The sequence below is a fragment of the Pacificitalea manganoxidans genome (genome assembly GCF_002504165.1).
Lineage (GTDB): Bacteria > Pseudomonadota > Alphaproteobacteria > Rhodobacterales > Rhodobacteraceae > Pacificitalea > Pacificitalea manganoxidans.
Genome location: NZ_CP021404.1, coordinates 1273711 through 1288660, shown reverse-complemented (window position 1 = coordinate 1288660; position 14950 = coordinate 1273711). Strand labels below are relative to the sequence as shown.

Below are 14950 nucleotides of genomic sequence, written 5' to 3'. Positions count from 1 at the left end.
CCATGCCCCGCATCATCCGTTTGCAGGCTTGGGCCTGTCGCAGCCCAATCACCGAACCGGTCAGCACATCCTTTGGCACCATGCGCGACCGACCGGCGGTGTTTTTGCGGATCGAGGATGACGCGGGCGGCTTCGGCTGGGGTGAGGTGTTTGCCAACTGGCCCGCCGCCGGGGCGGAGCATCGCGTCAACCTAATGGCCGATGACATCGCCGGGCTGGTTCTGGGCCAGCCCGCCGACGACCCCGCCGCGTTGTTTCACAACCTTGCCGCGCGGACCCATATCCGGGCGCTGCAATGCGGTGAATTCGGCCCCTTCCGACAGGTGTTGGCCGGGATCGATCAGGCCATGTGGGATCTGGTCGCGCGGCGCGGGGACATGCCCGTGCACCGCGCGCTGGGGGCTGCGCCGGTGGCGACGGTCCCCGCCTATGCCAGCGGCATCCATATCGACGCGGCGGAGCGGGTGATCCCGCAGGCCCGCGCCGATGGCTTCACCGGGTTCAAGGTCAAGGTCGGCTTCGACCGGGATCGCGACCCTGCCCGCGTGCGGGAGATCGCATCAGGACTGGCGCCGGGTGAGACGCTTTATCTGGATGCCAATCAGGCATGGAGCGCGTCTGAGGCCGCAGGGTTTCTGGACCGCATCGCCGATCTGCCCATCGGCTGGATGGAAGAGCCGATCCGCGCCGATTTGCCGCCCGAAGACTGGCAAAGCCTGACCGGGCGCGTGCCGCTGGCGGGGGGCGAGAACCTCGCAGGCTTCAACGAATTCGCCGCCGCGACCGATCTGGACGTGCTGGATTTCTATCAACCCGACATCGCCAAATGGGGCGGCTTCACCGGCTGTCTCGACGTGGCGCGCCGGGCGCTGGATGCGGGCCGGGTCTACTGCCCGCATTTCTTGGGCGGTGGCATCGGGCTTGCGGCGTCGGGGCATCTGCTGGCCGCCGCTGGCGGTCCCGGCCTGCTGGAGGTCGATGTGAACCCCAACCCCCTGCGCGACAGCTTCGGCGCGGTCGCGGACCGGATCGTGGACGGGTATTGGCAGGTCGGCGCTGGTCCCGGCATCGGGGTGGATGACCTGCCCCGCGACATTCGCGCCTGCGTCACCCATATGCGCGAGGCGCTGGCCTAAGCCACGCGCCCCGCCGCCTGTTTCCTTCTCACAGCAACAGCATCGTCCCGGCCAGCACAAAGCCGGCGATGAACAGCGTGTTCAACACGATCAGGATCACCGACTGGCGCGGCACTTCCAGAATGCGCTTCAGTTCGGTTTTCATGCCCACGGCGGCAATCGCCGTCAGCATCGCCCATTTCGACAGCGCCCACAGCACCTCCTGCACCACGCCCGGAATCCAGCCCAGCGAATTGACAAAGGCCAGCGCAAGGAACGCCAGAACAAAGCCGGGCAGGATCGGCGGGCGGGCCCCGTCGCGGCGCTCCTCCACACCTGCCTGCCGCAGCGACAGGGTCAGGATCAAGACAAACGGCGCCAGCAGCGACACGCGGATCAGCTTCACCGTCGTTGCGGTTTCGCCGACCTCATCCGAGACCGAGAACCCAGCGCCCACCACCTGCGCGACATCGTGGATGGTGCCGCCCAGAAACACGCCCGAGGCAAGTTCATCCAGTCCCAGCAACTGCGCGATGATCGGATAGACGATCATCGCGACCGTGCTCAGCAGCGTGACGCTGAACACGGTAAAGCTCAGGTTGCGTTCGGACACGTCATTGCGCGGCAGCACCGCCGCAATCGCCATCGCCGCCGACGCACCGCAGATCGCGACCGACCCGGCGGCAAGGATCGCCAACCGCCAACCCCGCCCCAGCAATCGCGCGGCCAGCGCGCCGAATGCCATTGTCGCGATCAGCCCGGCGATCATCAGACCCACGATGGGCAGTCCCAGATCGGCAAACACCTCGAAGCTGATCCGCCCGCCCAGCAGCGCCACCCCGATCCGCAACACCAGCTTGGACGAGATGTTGATCCCCGGCGCGCAGCGCTCGCCATCTTCGACAAGGAAATGCAGCGACAGCCCGATCAGCAGCGCCATCAGCATCGCGGGCGCGCCGTAGTGATCGGACAGGAACTGCGCCGCCAGCGCGGCCAGCCCGCAGACCAGCAGGCCGGGCCAGAGGCTGGAGATGCGCGCGGTGATCTTGGCACCGCGCCCCGTTTGGGGCGCGGTCGGGGTTTGTGGAACAGGGTCTGTCATTGGGAGGTAACGGCCTTTCAGAAGAGCGCACCGCCGGGCAGTGGCACCGACAGCACTTCGCGGAAGATCAGGCTGAACGCGACGACAATCGCCACCACGCTGCCTGCAAGGGCAACCCAGCCGCGCGTGCTGAGCCTGTGGTATTGCGACAGCAGCATCAGCAGCAGCGCCATCACCACACCCGCAGCGGCAAAGCCCAGCACCGGCACCAGCACCACCGCCAGCCCCATCGCAATCGGCACGCCGACGCGCCGCGGGGTGGAGCCGGGCGAGCGGTCTTCGGTCACATGGCGGGTCACCAGCGTGTTGAGCGCCGCGCCCATGCACAGCACCAGCATGCCGATGGCAATGGTGCGCGGGAACACGGCGGCTTCGGGGTTGAGCGAGCCGGTCTGGATCAGCGCCACCAGCGCGACCAGAGCCATCACCCCGATCGCCATCAGATCGCGGGCCATCGCCGCAGGCGTGGCACGCGGGCGCGCTGCGATTTCAGCCGGGGTGCGGCGGGTGGCCAGCTGTTTCAGCCGCGGCAGGAACGGGTAGAGGAAGCTCAGCACCGTCAGCACGATGATGACCAGCGACAGCGGACGGCCAAAGAACTGCCCCCAGACATTGCCCATCGCATCGCCGATGGTCCAGCTTTGGACAAAGCCTTCCTCCGCGATACGGCCAAGGATCAGCCCCAGCACGATGGGCGAGACCGAAAACCCGCGCCGCCCGGCGATCCAGCCGATCACGCCCAGCACCACCATGATGCCGACATCGGCAAGGTTGTTGCGGATGGCAAAGCTGCCGATCACGGTCATGAAGGCCACGACAGGCACCAGTCCGGCCTTGGGCGCGCGGACGATGGCGCCATAGGCGAACCGCCCGATCAGCAGGCCGACCGGCAGCATCAGGAACGTGGCCAGCAGCAGACCGAAAATGAACGTGTAGACGATGCTCGACCCATCGGCGAACAACGTCGGCCCCGTCCGCACGCCCTGCACCAGCAGCGCGCCGAGGATCACGGCATCGGGCGGCGTGCCGGGAATGCCCAGCACCAGCGTCGGGATGAACCCGCCGCCGACGGTGGCGTTATTGGCGCTTTCGGTGGCGACGATGCCGCCGGGATTGCCTTCGCCATAGGCGGGTTTGCCCTTGCCCGTGCGGCGCGCCTCGGAATAGGCCACGAGCCCGGCGATGGAGCCGCCCGCACCGGGCAGCGCCCCGACCAGCGTGCCGATAACGGAACTGCGCAGCACATTGAATTTCTCGCGCATCAGGATGGCGATGGCTTCGGGCAGGCGGAAGCCGCGGGTTTCCTCCGGCTCCTTTAAATGGCGCGAGGACCGCGCGGCAAGCTCGATCAGCACCGGCACACAGTAGAGCCCGATCAGCGCGGAAACGGTCTCGATCCCGCCCAGCAGGGTGTTGGAGCCAAAGGTGAACCGCACCTCGGCGCTGGTCTCGGAAATGCCGACCATCGCGATCAGGATGCCGAACGCCGCGCCGATCAGCCCTTTCAGGAAGTCCCCCGTCGACAGCGCCGCGATCAGCGACAGGCCGAAGATGGCCAGCCAGAAATATTCCACCGGACCAAAGGCCAGCGCGGCCTCGGCCAGCGGCGGCGCCAGCAGCAGCAGCGCAACGGCCCCGATGACCCCGCCCACCAGCGAGGACAGGCACGCCACCGACACCGCCAGATCGCCGTCGCCGCGTTTCGCCATCGGATAGCCGTCAAACGTGGTGCCGATGGCCGAAGGCGTGCCGGGCGTGTTGAGCAGGATCGCCGCATAGGCCCCGCCATAGATCGCGCCGGTATAGATCGCGCCCAGCAGGATCAGCGCGCTTTCAGGCGCCATCGCGAATGTCACAGGCACCAGCACCGCCACCGCCATCGTGGCAGTCAGGCCGGGGATCGACCCGATGATGGTGCCAGCGGCGACGCCGAGCAGCGCCAGAAATACGTTGAGCGGCGACAGGGCCGCAAACAGGTAGTCGAGCATGGGTGAGGTCCATTCGGCTGACGAAACGGGGCCGCGGCGCTTGGGATCGTCCGGTGCCGGTCACGGGGCGCGGCGGCGCGGACAATCGCGGATGACGGGGCACGCAGGCGAGAGCGGGGCAAGCACGGGCGGCGCGCAGGAATGACGAGCGCAGAGGCCGGGGCGGAAACGGTCACGGAACGCGGGCGCCGCACATCACGGGATATGCACGGCGCCCGCAAGGCGTATCAGTCGATCACGCCAGCGGCCTTCGCGGCGGCAAGGTAATCCTCCGCGCGCTCGGCCATGAAAGCGTCCATTTCCGGGCCATAGGGCACATCGACCAGCGCAAAGCCACCGTCGAGCATCTTCTGGCGGAACTCCGGATCGGCGTTGATCGCGGCGATGGCGTCAGACACCTGCTGGCGGGTTTCCTCGGACGCGCCGTTGGGCACGGCAATGCCGCGATAAGCCCCAGACACGATGTCAAAGCCCAGTTCCTTGAACGTCGGCACATCGGGGAAGGCCGGCTGGCGTTCTTCGGTGGCGACGGCGAGCATCCGCACCTTGTCGCCCTGCGCGGCGCCCACGGTGCTATAGCCCCATTCGGCGGCGACCTGCCCGCCCAGCATCGCCGTGACGGCAGCGCCGGTGCCCTTGAACGAAACATAGGTGGTCTCGATCTCGGCGAGGTTGTCGAACTTCACCTGCACCAGATGGTTCGCGGTGCCCTTGCCGGAGCCCGAGAACGTCACCTTGCGCGGGTCGGCCTTGGCCGCCGCGATCAGATCGTCGAGCGTCTCGAACGGGCTGTCGGCCTTCACCACGATGGCGTCAGGCGTGTAGTGGAACATGTAGACATTGGTAATGTCGTCGGTGGTGAAGCCGACATTGCCCTGTTCCGGCTTGACGATGATGTGGGGCAGGTTGACCCCCATGATGACCGAGCCGTCATCCGCCATCGAATTGAGCTGCGACCAGCCCACGGCCCCGCCGCCGCCCGGCTTGTAGGACACGACCAGTTCTTCGCCGTAGAGCTTCTTGAAATAGGGCTGTTGCAGGCGCGCGGTGATGTCGGATTCACCGCCCGGCCCGAACGGGATGACGTAGTCGACCGCACCCGGCGGAAAGTCCTGCGCCTGCGCGATACCAGCGGCGAGCCCGAAGACTGCGGCGACAAGTGTCAGTTTTCTCATTGTTTTGTCTCCTCCCTGAGAACATTAGTGCGTGTCACCGGGCGGGCGTTCCGCCCGGCAACCTGTCCGGGGGGCAGCCCCGCGCGGGGCCACCCGGTCCGGGACGGGGGCGGGCGCGTCGTCGCGCGTCTCCGCCCCCTGCCCGGCATGCAATGCCACTCACGTCCCCGCGTCAACGGGCGGCGGCAATTGTTTCGATCTCCTCCAGCAGATGCCCCGGCACGCGCACGCCCTCCTCGGCGCACACGGCACGGCCCTTCAGCCGGCTCTGTCCCGGCAGGCGGGTGCCGTCCTGTGCCAGCATCGCGCCCAGCAGCGTCTCCAGCCGCGCGCCGAAGCCCGCACCCCCGACCCGCCCGGTATCGAAGGCAAGGATCATCTGCCCCACGCCCGGCGGCGGCCCGTCGGCATCAAAGAACGAACTGGCCTCATCGGAATGGTTGGCCCCGGTCAGCGTCGCGGCGAGGATCTCGACCACCAGCGCCAGCGCCGCGCCCTTGGCATCGCCCGCAGGCACCATCGTGCCTTTCAGCGCCGCGTCCGGGTCCGTCGTGGGATTGCCATCGGCGTCGAGCGCCCAGCCTTCGGGAATTGTCGTGCCCGCCTTCGCGGCGGCCATGACCTTACCCCGTGCCACTTTCGACAGCGATAGATCGATGACCAGTGGCGGCTGGCCGTCGCTCCGCGGCGCGGCAAAGGCAATGGGGTTGGTGCCGAAAAGCGGCGCGCTGCCCCCCCACGGGGCCATGGCCCGCGGCGAATTGGCGACCATCAGCGCGGCCATGCCCCGCTCCGCCAGCCGTTCCACATGTGCGCCAAGCTGGCCGCAATGATGCGACCGGCGGATCGCGGCGGCGGCGATCCCGGCCTCCGGCGTCAGGGTCGCAAGCTCCTCGATCGCAAGGTCGATCGCCGGAAAGGCAAAGCCGTCGCGCGCATCGATGTCGATCCGCGCCGTGCCGTTACGGGTGGCCACGGGACAGGCGGCGCCCGACACCTTGCCCGACCGGGCCTGCGCCGCGTAGGCCGCGACCCGCGAAAAGCCGTGGCCCTTCTGGCCGTCGATTTCGGCGGCGACCAGCGCGCGGGCAACGCTGCCTGCATTGCGCTCCGACACGCCGGACGCGGTAAGCGCCCGGCAGATCAGCGCTTCGGCCTCGTCACGGGTCAGGGTTGCGTCAGGCCGGGACATGGGCAAGCTCCCGTGCGACGTTTTCCACCGTGATGGCGCTGACGCGGATGTTGCCCTCATCGGTGACGCCCGCGATATGCGGCGTCAGGATCAGGTTCGGCACGTCCTTGAACACTGCGCCGGCCTCGGCGGTCAGCGGCTCGGTTTCGAACACGTCGAGCGCGGCACCGCCCAGACGGCCCTCCCGCAGCGCGGCGGCCAGCGCGGGTTCGTCCACCACCCCGCCACGGGCGGTGTTGATGACGATGGCGCCGGGCTTCATGCCCGCGATCGCCTGCGCGTCGATCAGGCCACGGGTCTCATCGGTCAGCGGCACATGCAGCGACACCACATCCGCAAGCCCCAGCAATTCGTCGATGCTGCACCGGCGGGCCTCGGCCCATGCCGCGTCGTCTTCGGAGAGGTAGGGGTCATAGGCGGCGATGGTCATGCCCAAGGCGCGGGCGCGGTCGGCCACGGCGCGCGCGATGCCGCCATATCCCACCAGTCCCATCACCCGGCCTGAGGCCTCCAGCCCGATGAGCGCGTTGCGCGGCCACTGGCCCGCGATCATCGTGTCGTTGGAGCTATACGCCCCGCGCAGCAGGCTGAGCGTGGTCGAAATGACATATTCCGCCACGGACAGGGTGTTGGCCCCGGTGGCGGGATGCACGATGACGTCGCGCGCCTTGCACGCCGCCATGTCGATATTGTCGAGGCCGACGCCCAGCCGCCCTACGACGCGCAGATCCGGCGCGGCGTCGAGCACCGCCTGATCGACCTGCGTGCGGTTCCTGACGATAAGCGCCTGCGCGCCGGGAAGCGCCGCAAGCAGCGCCTCCCGGTTATCGACGAGGCTCGGATCGTAGGTGAGATCCACCTGCGGCCCAAACCCCGCCAGCGCGGCCTCGTCCATGAATTCGGAGACGATGACCTTCATGGATTACGCCGACCGATACAGCTTGGTCAGCGAGAACTCGCGATGGCCCAGGGCCTCGGCTGCGGTGTAGCGGCCATTGGCGGTGCGGATGATCTGTTCGATCAGCGCGTCGCCCGCGTCGTCGATGGTCATCTCGCGGGTCAGCACGCCGGTCACATCCACGTCGATATGCTCGGACATGGTACGCAGGGTGCGCGGGTTGCCGGAGATCTTGATGACCGGCACGATCGGGTTGCCGACCACGTTGCCCTGCCCGGTGGGGAAGGTGTGGATGACGTAGCCCGCTGCCGCCATCAGCGTGACGCATTCCGCCGCCGCCGAGGACGTGTCCATGAAGTAAAGCCCCGGACCCTTTTCGGGGGCCTCCGCCGGGCCCATCGCATCGATATAGGTCGAGCTGCGCCCGATCTTTTCGAGGTTGCCGAGCGCCTTTTCCTCGATCGTGGTCAGACCGCCCAGAATGTTGCCCTTGGTGGGCTGGCTGTCGGACAGATCGGAGGTCTTGAACTGCTCGATCACATCGTCCTGATAGGCCTGAAAGATCTTCATGAACTTGTCGGCGGCTTCCGGGTTCGCGGCGCGTTCCTTGCAGATATGCTCCGCGCCGGTGATCTCGGACGTCTCGCCAAAGCAGCCGTAGATGCCATGGGGCAGCAGCTTGTCATACATGTTGCCCACGGTCGGGCAGGACGACAGGCCGGTGGTGGTGTCGCTTTCGCCGCATTTGGTCGACACCCACAGATCGGAAACCGGGCACGGCTCCTTTTGCAGTTCGCTTGCCCAATGGACGTATTCCTTAGCCTTCCAGCTGGCCTGACGGATCGTCTCGAAGTCGCCTTTCTGCTCGATCGAGAAGCCGGTGACGGGCTTGCCGGTCTTGGCGATGCCATCGACGATGACCTGCGTCCATTCCGGTTCGATGCCGATGACGACGACGGCAGCCACGTTGGGGTTGGCGCCGGTGCCGATCATGGTGCGGAAATGCAGCTCCAGATCCTCGCCGAATTGCAGGCGGCCATAGGCATGCGGGATCGCCAGCGTGCCTTTGACATTGTTGGCCACGGCCTCGCATGCGGCGTTGGAGATGTCATCCACCGGCAGGATCAGAACGTGGTTGCGGACGCCGACGCGGCCGTTTTCGCGGCGCCATGCATTGACGGTCGTGTTGGAAAAATCGAGTGCCATCGTCATTACCACCGTTTCGTCTTGCAGTTGTGGGTGTGGACGTGATCGCCCTTGTTGGCGCCGCCGACCATTTTGCCGATGTCCTCGCCGTATTTCATCACCGTGTCGCCGGTGCTCAGGTCGCGCAGCGCCACCTTGTGACCGATGGGAATGTCCGCATTCGCGGTCAGCGTGAAATCGGAATTATCCGCAGTCACGACGCACAGCATGTCAGTGCCCGCTGTCAGTCCCTCGACCACCACGACGCCGACGTTGTCCTCGTGATCATGCACAAGAAGATGTGGTTTTCCCAATGTAAGGCCTCCTCTGCCCGCTACTACTGTGTTGCGGCGGTCGTAACATGTATAATTAAACTTATACAAGACCTATTATAGAAAACTTGCTCACACCCCTGTCAGCCTGCTACAGCTAAGGTCCGTTTTCTGGAGAGTTCCCAATGGCCCCACCGCTATATCAGGTCGTGATCGACACCATCGTCGAGCGCATCGCGTCGGGCGTGTTGCAATCGGGCGCGCTGCTGCCCAGCGAAACGCAACTGGGCGCGGAGCTGGGCGTGAGCCAAGGCACGGCGCGCAAGGCGTTGATGGAGTTGGAATCGCGCGGGCTGGTGCAGCGGGCCCAAGGGCGCGGCACCTTCGTGACCGTGCGGACGCCGGAAACCTCGCTGTTCAACTTTTTCCGCCTGCGCGCGGCCGATGGCACGCTGCACACGCCGAAGCTGGAACATGAGACCGCCCGCCGCCGCGCCGCGACCGAGGCGGAGCGCGCGGCGCTATGGGGTCGCCCGGATGAGGTGATCGAGATCGAGCGGGTGCGCAGCCTTGCGGGACGCGCGATGACCTATGAGGTGTCGGTGATTTCCGCCGCGCTGTTTCCGGGGCTGGCGGACCGGGTGCCGCTGCCCAACACGCTTTATGTGTTCTACCAGCAAGCCTATTCGATCATCATCGTGCGGGCCGACGAACAGGTGAAGGCCGTCCCTGCCCCGGCCCGCTGCGCCCGGCTGCTGGGGCTGAAGGTCGGCGCGCCGGTGCTGGCGGTGCAGCGGCAGGCCGTCGATGTGCTGGATCGGGTGGTGGAATTGCGGCTGAGCCAGAACGTCACCGACGACCACGCCTATTTCATCTCGCTGTCCTGACCGCGTGCGCCCCCGCCCGCCTGAGCGGCGCGCGGGCGTCAGGGGTCAGCTGCCACTGCGGCGCAGGACGCGCGCGGGCATCACCCGGCGCAGGCCGCGCTTCAAGAGCGGCCCGAACACCGCCAGCAGGACACAGAGGAACAGCCCCGTGGCCAGCGGCCCGTCGACGAAGAACGCCGCGAAATTCCCGTCATTGAGCAATAATCCCCGGCGCAGCGTCTGTTCGAACTGCGGCCCCAGCACGAGCCCAATCACCAGCGGCGCCAGCGGGAACCCGGTCAACCGGCAGATCAACCCGAAAATCGCGAACCCCACGGCGGTCACCACATCCAGCGGATTGCCCCGGACCGTCGCGGCGCCGACGACCCCGAAGATGACGATGCCTGCGGTAATCAGGTGCTGCGGAATAGCCAGCAGCCGCCCGAAGATCCGCACCAGCGGGAACGCCAACACCAACATCACCAGATTGATCAGGATCAGCACGATGAAAATCGCGTTCACCACATCCAGATGTTCCGACATCAGGCGCACGCCCGGGGTGATGCCGTGCACGACCAGCGCGCTGAGCAGGATCGCCGTCACAACATCGCCGGGAATGCCAAGCGCCAGCGTCGGGATCATGGCGGAGCCCGTGACCGCATTGTTGGAGGATTCGGCGGCGACCAGCCCGTCAGGCTCGCCCTTGCCGAAATTGTCACTGCGGCGCGAGCTTTGCTTGGCCACCGCGTAGCTGATGAACGATGCCGTCGCAGCACCCGTGCCCGGCAGCGCGCCGATGACGCAACCGATAGCGGAACTGCGGATCAGCGTGCCGATGCGGCTGCGCCATGCGGCAAAACCCGGCATGATGATGCGGGCGCGGGACACCTCGGCCGTGCCCTCATTGCCGGTGGCGACGCGGTAGAGCGCCTCGGACAGGGCAAACAGCCCGATCACCACGGCGATCAGGTCAAACCCCGCCGACAGGAATTGCGTGCCGAAGGTAAAGCGTGCGGCCCCGGTCACCGGATCGGTGCCGACCAGCGCCAGCGATAGCCCGATCACCCCCATCAAGAGGCCCTTGATGGTGTTCCCGGCTGAGACGGCGGCAATGCAGGTCAGGGCCAGCACGATCAGCGCGAAGACCTCGACCGAGCCAAAGCTGGTGGCGAACCGGGCCAGTTGCGGCGCCGCGACGATCAGCACGACGCAGGAAAACAGCCCGCCCAGCACGGAACTCATGGTGGCCCAGCCAAGCGCCAGACCGGCCTCGCCCCGCTGCGCCATCGGGTAGCCATCCAGCGTGGTGGCGGCGGCCTGCGGCGTGCCCGGCGAATTGACGAGGATCGCGGAAACGGAGCCGCCATAGACGGAGCCGCAATAGATCCCCAGCAGCAATGTCAGGCTGGGCACGGTTTCCATGCCAAAGGTGAACGGCAGACCGATCGACAGCCCGACGACCGACCCCAGCCCCGGCAGCGCGCCGATGATGATGCCAAGACCGGTGCCCAGCACCAACGCCAGCAGCGTGGAAAAGGTCAGCACAGTGCCAAGGATAACGGCAAGATCCTGCATCAGAACGCCCCTCCGGATATGAGCAGCGGCAGGCGCATGCCCAGCCCGTGATGGAAGACGGCCCACAGGCCCGGCCCCAGCAGCAGAAGCGCCACGGCAAAGCGCACCGGGCTGCGCTCGCCCAGCAACCACAACAGGATCGCAAGGCCGATGGTCACCGGCAGCAGATAGCCGAGCAGCGGCAGGGAGACCGCCGTCATCAGCAGCACGACGGCAAAGGCGGTGACCCGGCCCGCCCCCGCCCGCGCCGTGGAAGGCGCAGTGCCGGATGCCGCGGGGACCAGCGCCGCGCGGCCCGCGCAGGCCAACGCCAGCACGGTCCATAGCACCAGAAGGATGCGGGGCAGCCGCATGGGCTGATCGTTCGAGGCCGCGTTGACCCCGCCGACCGATGCCCATGACGCGGCGAATGCCGCGACGGCCACGGCCAGTAATCCCAGCGTTACCGCCAGTTCTGCCGGTCGCTTGACCATGCTGCCCCTCCCCCTTCTGTGTCGTCAGATGCCGGTGATCAGTTGACCAGACCGGCCTCTTTCAGGATCGTCGCGTTCATCTCGGCATTCTGCCGGACAAAGGTTTCGAACTCGGCCGGGCCGCGGAACAGCAGGCCGGTATTGGTTTTCGCCGCGAGATCGGCGAACGCATCGGAATTGACCGACGCCTCACAGGCCGAGGCAAACGTGGCCAGCTGATCTTCGCTCAGACCCGCGGGACCGAAGAGCCCCTGCCAGACCGAGAAGTCAAGATCGTAGCCCAGTTCCGCCATCGTCGGCACGTCCGGATAAGCGTCAAGCCGTTCCCCGGCAAAGACCGCGAGCGCCGTGACATTGTTGGCCTCCAGCACGGTCGCGGTGTCGACGAACAGGTCGATCTCGCCGCCGGCCATCGCGTTCATCGCGGTGCCGGTGCCGTCGAAGGGCAGGTGCACGGCATTCAGCCCGGCTTCGGATGCGAAGGCGGCCATGGCCAGATGCGGGATCGTGCCCGGCCCGGAGGAGCCATAGACCACGCGGTCGGATGTGCCCTGCCCGACCCAATCCTCGACCGACGCGTTTTCGGCCTCGGCGGCCTGCAGCAGGAACACTGGCGTCGATGTCGTCTGGCAGATGTAGGAGAAGCTATCGAGATCATAGGCGGTGTCGCGCAGGCTGGGCTGGATCGCGACGGGACCGATGGGCAGGTAGCCCACGGTGTTGCCATCGGCATCTGCCGCAGCCGCCGCTGCCGCGCCGATGGTGCCACTGGCGCCCGCGTTATTGCGGATCACGACCGTGCGGCCCAGCGCCTCTGCAAAGGCGGGCTCGAACACGCGCGCGACCGTATCGGTGCCGCCGCCGGCGCTGAACGGCACCACCATTTCAAGCGTCTGCGCCTGCGCGCCCGTGGCGAGCCCGGCAACCGTCGCCAGCGCAAGGCTGGTCAGCGAATACTTATATGTCATGTCTTTCCTCCCAAGGTGTTCCGCATGTTGTCCGAACAGGGCCGCCGCTGCCTCCCGCAGCGCCCCCGGAACCGGGATCGGCCCCCAGCGGACGCCTCCAGATAATAGCGCTACGATTTGCGTGTCAAACACTCTCTTGACCCATACGGAACCTGAGCACGAAAAAAGGGGCGGCCTTGGCAAGCCGCCCCTTTCGTCAACTGTGGAAGGATCAGGCGTAAGCGGCGGAAAACGCGCCTTCGCGGTCGATCTGGGAGATGTCAAAGGTGGGCTGCCATGGTTTCGCCTCGGCTGCCGTCAGGGCGCTCAGGCGGCGCAGTCGCTGCAACCCGTCGGCCTGAAGCGCGCCCAGCACCGCGTCGGTATCGGGGAAATGGGACACCACCGAATCAAGCCAGATCGTGCGCCCAGCCAAGAAGCCCTGCGCCCCCGCGGCATAGGAATATTGCAGCACCCGCTCGAACTGCTCCGGCGCGGCACCGCCCGACAGCATGACCCACGGTGCCCCGGCGGCGGCACAGATCGCGCCGACCTCCTCGAACGCGCGGGCGGCCTCCTGATGCGCGGCGCTCCCGTCGAGGGGGGGCAGCGAGGCGGCAGGCAGCGGGGTTTCCAGCTTGAACAGATCGACACCGTATTCCGGCTTGGCGAATTCACGGACGCTTTCGATCACCATATCCGCGCGCTTATCCCCCGACTCGACATAATCGGTGGTGTGCGCATCGCTGTCAGGAAACGGATAGACCAGCAATTCCAGCACATAAGGGAGGTCATGGCGGCGACATTCGGCGCCGACTGCGCGCACATAGGCGCGCTGATGGGCCAGAACCTCCGGACTGGCATCCGGGCGATACCATGCCAGCACCTTTACCGCGTCACCGCCGATACGGCGGATCTTGTCCACGCTCCAATTGTCGATGGAGCGGCTTTTGCGGCCCTCGGCCCCGTCCTCGAAGCGGTGTTCCTCCAGCGTGACGATCATGCCCGTGCTGGACGGCAGGATGTCGATGGCGGCGGGAATGGCGTAATTGGGATCAAGCAGCATCGAGCTTGCTTCATCGGCCAGTGCCTCCACCAGCAGCCGCTTGGCGGTCAGCATTTCGTCGAAGCTGACCTCGTCCACGCTGACACCACGAGCCTGGGCGATGGCGTTGAACAGCGGCGGACGCTGATCGAGGGCGACCATCGTGAAATAGCCGTCGGCATTGGCCAGACGGGTCAGGCCGCGCTGTTTTCCGAAAGTGGTCATGGGTGTTGTCTCCATAGCGTCAGAGTTTCTGCGAGTCCGGGGATGCCCCCGCGCCCGCCGGGTTTGGTGCATTTCAAGGCGGCCGCCGCCGCGGCAAAGGCCATCGCGTCGGTCACGGCCAGCCCGGCGCCGAGCGCCAGCGCATAGGCCCCGTGGAACACGTCGCCTGCGCCATTGGTGTCGCGCACGGCGACGGGTAGCGCGGGATGGTGCCCGGCACGGCCCTCCGCCAGCCAATCGACACCTGCGCCGCCACGGGTCACGGCGGCGACGCGGCAGCCCTGCGCGGCGATCCGCTCCAGCGGGCGGTCGGTGCCGGCGTAGCGGGCCAGTGACGGCTCGGAAAAGATCGCGTGATCGGTCAGCGGCAGCAGCCGGTCGAAGACCTCGGGCTCCGACACTTCGGCATCGAGAACGGTGGGCACGCCCGCCGCCCGCGCCAGCCGAAACGCCTGCTCTGCCCCATAGGGCCAGCGCGGATCGGCCAGAACCGCATCCTGTGCCGCGATCTGATCGGCAGGTATCCAGCCGGGATCGTCCGGCAGGTCGGCCCCGCGAAAATTGACGATCATGCGCTCGCCCTGACCGTCAACGATGACACCGGAAATCGACGACTGCGCGCCCTCGATCAGCCGCATCTGCGTGACATCGACGCCTTCGTCCGCAAGCTCGCGCTGCATCATGCGTCCGGCCTCATCCGCCCCGGCGCGGCCCAGAAACAGAGCCCGTCCGCCCAGCCGCGCCACGGCGACAGCGGCGGTGGCGGCCATGCCCCCACCGACCGAGGCAAAGCCATCGGCGCGGAATTTCCCCGCTGCATCCGGCAGGGTTTCGGTCTGCCAAATGTGATCGAGCGCGGTCATGCCCACGCAGGCGACACGCGGCTGCGCGT

The 14950-nt window shown here is 66.9% G+C and carries 14 protein-coding genes; 2 read left to right on the top strand and 12 right to left on the bottom strand.

Going from position 1 to position 14950, the window contains the following annotated elements:
- Nucleotides 1–2: 2 nt before the first annotated feature.
- A complete protein-coding gene (locus CBW24_RS05905) occupies nt 3–1136 on the top strand; it encodes a mandelate racemase/muconate lactonizing enzyme family protein (protein WP_097372977.1) in 1134 nt (377 codons plus the stop codon).
- Between the two features lie 28 nt (nt 1137–1164).
- On the opposite strand, the gene CBW24_RS05900 is transcribed toward CBW24_RS05905, so the two are convergent.
- The 7 genes from CBW24_RS05900 to CBW24_RS05870 form a co-directional block, all read right to left on the bottom strand.
- Nucleotides 1165–2217: a YeiH family protein gene (locus tag CBW24_RS05900; RefSeq protein ID WP_097372976.1), complete on the bottom strand. Its 1053-nt coding sequence runs from the start codon at nt 2215–2217 to the stop codon at nt 1165–1167.
- Between the two features lie 17 nt (nt 2218–2234).
- Nucleotides 2235–4205, bottom strand: coding sequence for a tripartite tricarboxylate transporter permease (locus CBW24_RS05895; protein ID WP_097372975.1), 1971 nt, complete (start codon nt 4203–4205; stop codon nt 2235–2237).
- 227 nt (nt 4206–4432) lie between these two features.
- The gene (locus tag CBW24_RS05890; protein ID WP_088662042.1) at nt 4433–5380 is read right to left on the bottom strand and encodes a tripartite tricarboxylate transporter substrate binding protein; all 948 of its coding nucleotides are present in this window, start codon (nt 5378–5380) and stop codon (nt 4433–4435) included.
- A 172-nt stretch (nt 5381–5552) separates the two neighbouring features.
- On the bottom strand, nt 5553–6572 hold the full coding sequence (locus CBW24_RS05885; RefSeq protein WP_097372974.1) for an Ldh family oxidoreductase: 1020 nt from the start codon (nt 6570–6572) through the stop codon (nt 5553–5555).
- The gene (locus CBW24_RS05880; RefSeq protein WP_097372973.1) at nt 6559–7491 is read right to left on the bottom strand and encodes a hydroxyacid dehydrogenase; all 933 of its coding nucleotides are present in this window, start codon (nt 7489–7491) and stop codon (nt 6559–6561) included. The genes CBW24_RS05885 and CBW24_RS05880 overlap by 14 nt, the downstream gene beginning before the upstream one ends.
- Nucleotides 7492–7494: 3 nt before the next feature.
- Complete coding sequence (locus CBW24_RS05875) at nt 7495–8676, bottom strand: UxaA family hydrolase (protein WP_088662269.1); 1182 nt, start codon at nt 8674–8676, stop codon at nt 7495–7497.
- Between the two features lie 5 nt (nt 8677–8681).
- Nucleotides 8682–8969 (bottom strand): UxaA family hydrolase, encoded by a 288-nt coding sequence (locus CBW24_RS05870; protein ID WP_097372972.1) that lies wholly within the window; start codon nt 8967–8969, stop codon nt 8682–8684.
- A 143-nt stretch (nt 8970–9112) separates the two neighbouring features.
- Between CBW24_RS05870 and CBW24_RS05865 the strand changes: the two genes are divergently transcribed.
- Complete coding sequence (locus CBW24_RS05865) at nt 9113–9814, top strand: GntR family transcriptional regulator (RefSeq protein WP_097372971.1); 702 nt, start codon at nt 9113–9115, stop codon at nt 9812–9814.
- 45 nt (nt 9815–9859) lie between these two features.
- Here the strand turns inward: CBW24_RS05865 and CBW24_RS05860 are convergent, their stop codons facing one another.
- The 5 genes from CBW24_RS05860 to CBW24_RS05840 form a co-directional block, all read right to left on the bottom strand.
- A complete protein-coding gene (locus CBW24_RS05860) occupies nt 9860–11368 on the bottom strand; it encodes a tripartite tricarboxylate transporter permease (protein ID WP_097372970.1) in 1509 nt (502 codons plus the stop codon).
- On the bottom strand, nt 11368–11841 hold the full coding sequence (locus CBW24_RS05855) for a tripartite tricarboxylate transporter TctB family protein (RefSeq protein ID WP_097372969.1): 474 nt from the start codon (nt 11839–11841) through the stop codon (nt 11368–11370). The genes CBW24_RS05860 and CBW24_RS05855 overlap by 1 nt, the downstream gene beginning before the upstream one ends.
- 38 nt (nt 11842–11879) lie before the next feature.
- Nucleotides 11880–12809: a Bug family tripartite tricarboxylate transporter substrate binding protein gene (locus tag CBW24_RS05850; protein ID WP_088662049.1), complete on the bottom strand. Its 930-nt coding sequence runs from the start codon at nt 12807–12809 to the stop codon at nt 11880–11882.
- Nucleotides 12810–13020: 211 nt separating this feature from the next.
- Nucleotides 13021–14058, bottom strand: a complete 1038-nt coding sequence (locus tag CBW24_RS05845; RefSeq protein ID WP_097372968.1) for a tagatose 1,6-diphosphate aldolase — start codon at nt 14056–14058, stop codon at nt 13021–13023.
- Nucleotides 14055–14927: a PfkB family carbohydrate kinase gene (locus CBW24_RS05840; protein WP_269779763.1), complete on the bottom strand. Its 873-nt coding sequence runs from the start codon at nt 14925–14927 to the stop codon at nt 14055–14057. Before CBW24_RS05840 ends, CBW24_RS05845 begins: the two co-directional genes overlap by 4 nt.
- Between the last annotated feature and the right edge of the window lie 23 nt (nt 14928–14950).

What these genes read in the sequence shown, in the direction of transcription:
- CBW24_RS05905 (WP_097372977.1), top strand. Translation starts at nt 3, where the DNA reads ATGCCCCGCATCATCCGTTTGCAGGCTTGGGCCTGTCGCAGCCCAATC.
- CBW24_RS05900 (WP_097372976.1), bottom strand. Translation starts at nt 2,217, where the DNA reads ATGACAGACCCTGTTCCACAAACCCCGACCGCGCCCCAAACGGGGCGC.
- CBW24_RS05895 (WP_097372975.1), bottom strand. Translation starts at nt 4,205, where the DNA reads ATGCTCGACTACCTGTTTGCGGCCCTGTCGCCGCTCAACGTATTTCTG.
- CBW24_RS05890 (WP_088662042.1), bottom strand. Translation starts at nt 5,380, where the DNA reads ATGAGAAAACTGACACTTGTCGCCGCAGTCTTCGGGCTCGCCGCTGGT.
- CBW24_RS05885 (WP_097372974.1), bottom strand. Translation starts at nt 6,572, where the DNA reads ATGTCCCGGCCTGACGCAACCCTGACCCGTGACGAGGCCGAAGCGCTG.
- CBW24_RS05880 (WP_097372973.1), bottom strand. Translation starts at nt 7,491, where the DNA reads ATGAAGGTCATCGTCTCCGAATTCATGGACGAGGCCGCGCTGGCGGGG.
- CBW24_RS05875 (WP_088662269.1), bottom strand. Translation starts at nt 8,676, where the DNA reads ATGGCACTCGATTTTTCCAACACGACCGTCAATGCATGGCGCCGCGAA.
- CBW24_RS05865 (WP_097372971.1), top strand. Translation starts at nt 9,113, where the DNA reads ATGGCCCCACCGCTATATCAGGTCGTGATCGACACCATCGTCGAGCGC.
- CBW24_RS05860 (WP_097372970.1), bottom strand. Translation starts at nt 11,368, where the DNA reads ATGCAGGATCTTGCCGTTATCCTTGGCACTGTGCTGACCTTTTCCACG.
- CBW24_RS05855 (WP_097372969.1), bottom strand. Translation starts at nt 11,841, where the DNA reads ATGGTCAAGCGACCGGCAGAACTGGCGGTAACGCTGGGATTACTGGCC.
- CBW24_RS05850 (WP_088662049.1), bottom strand. Translation starts at nt 12,809, where the DNA reads ATGACATATAAGTATTCGCTGACCAGCCTTGCGCTGGCGACGGTTGCC.
- CBW24_RS05845 (WP_097372968.1), bottom strand. Translation starts at nt 14,058, where the DNA reads ATGACCACTTTCGGAAAACAGCGCGGCCTGACCCGTCTGGCCAATGCC.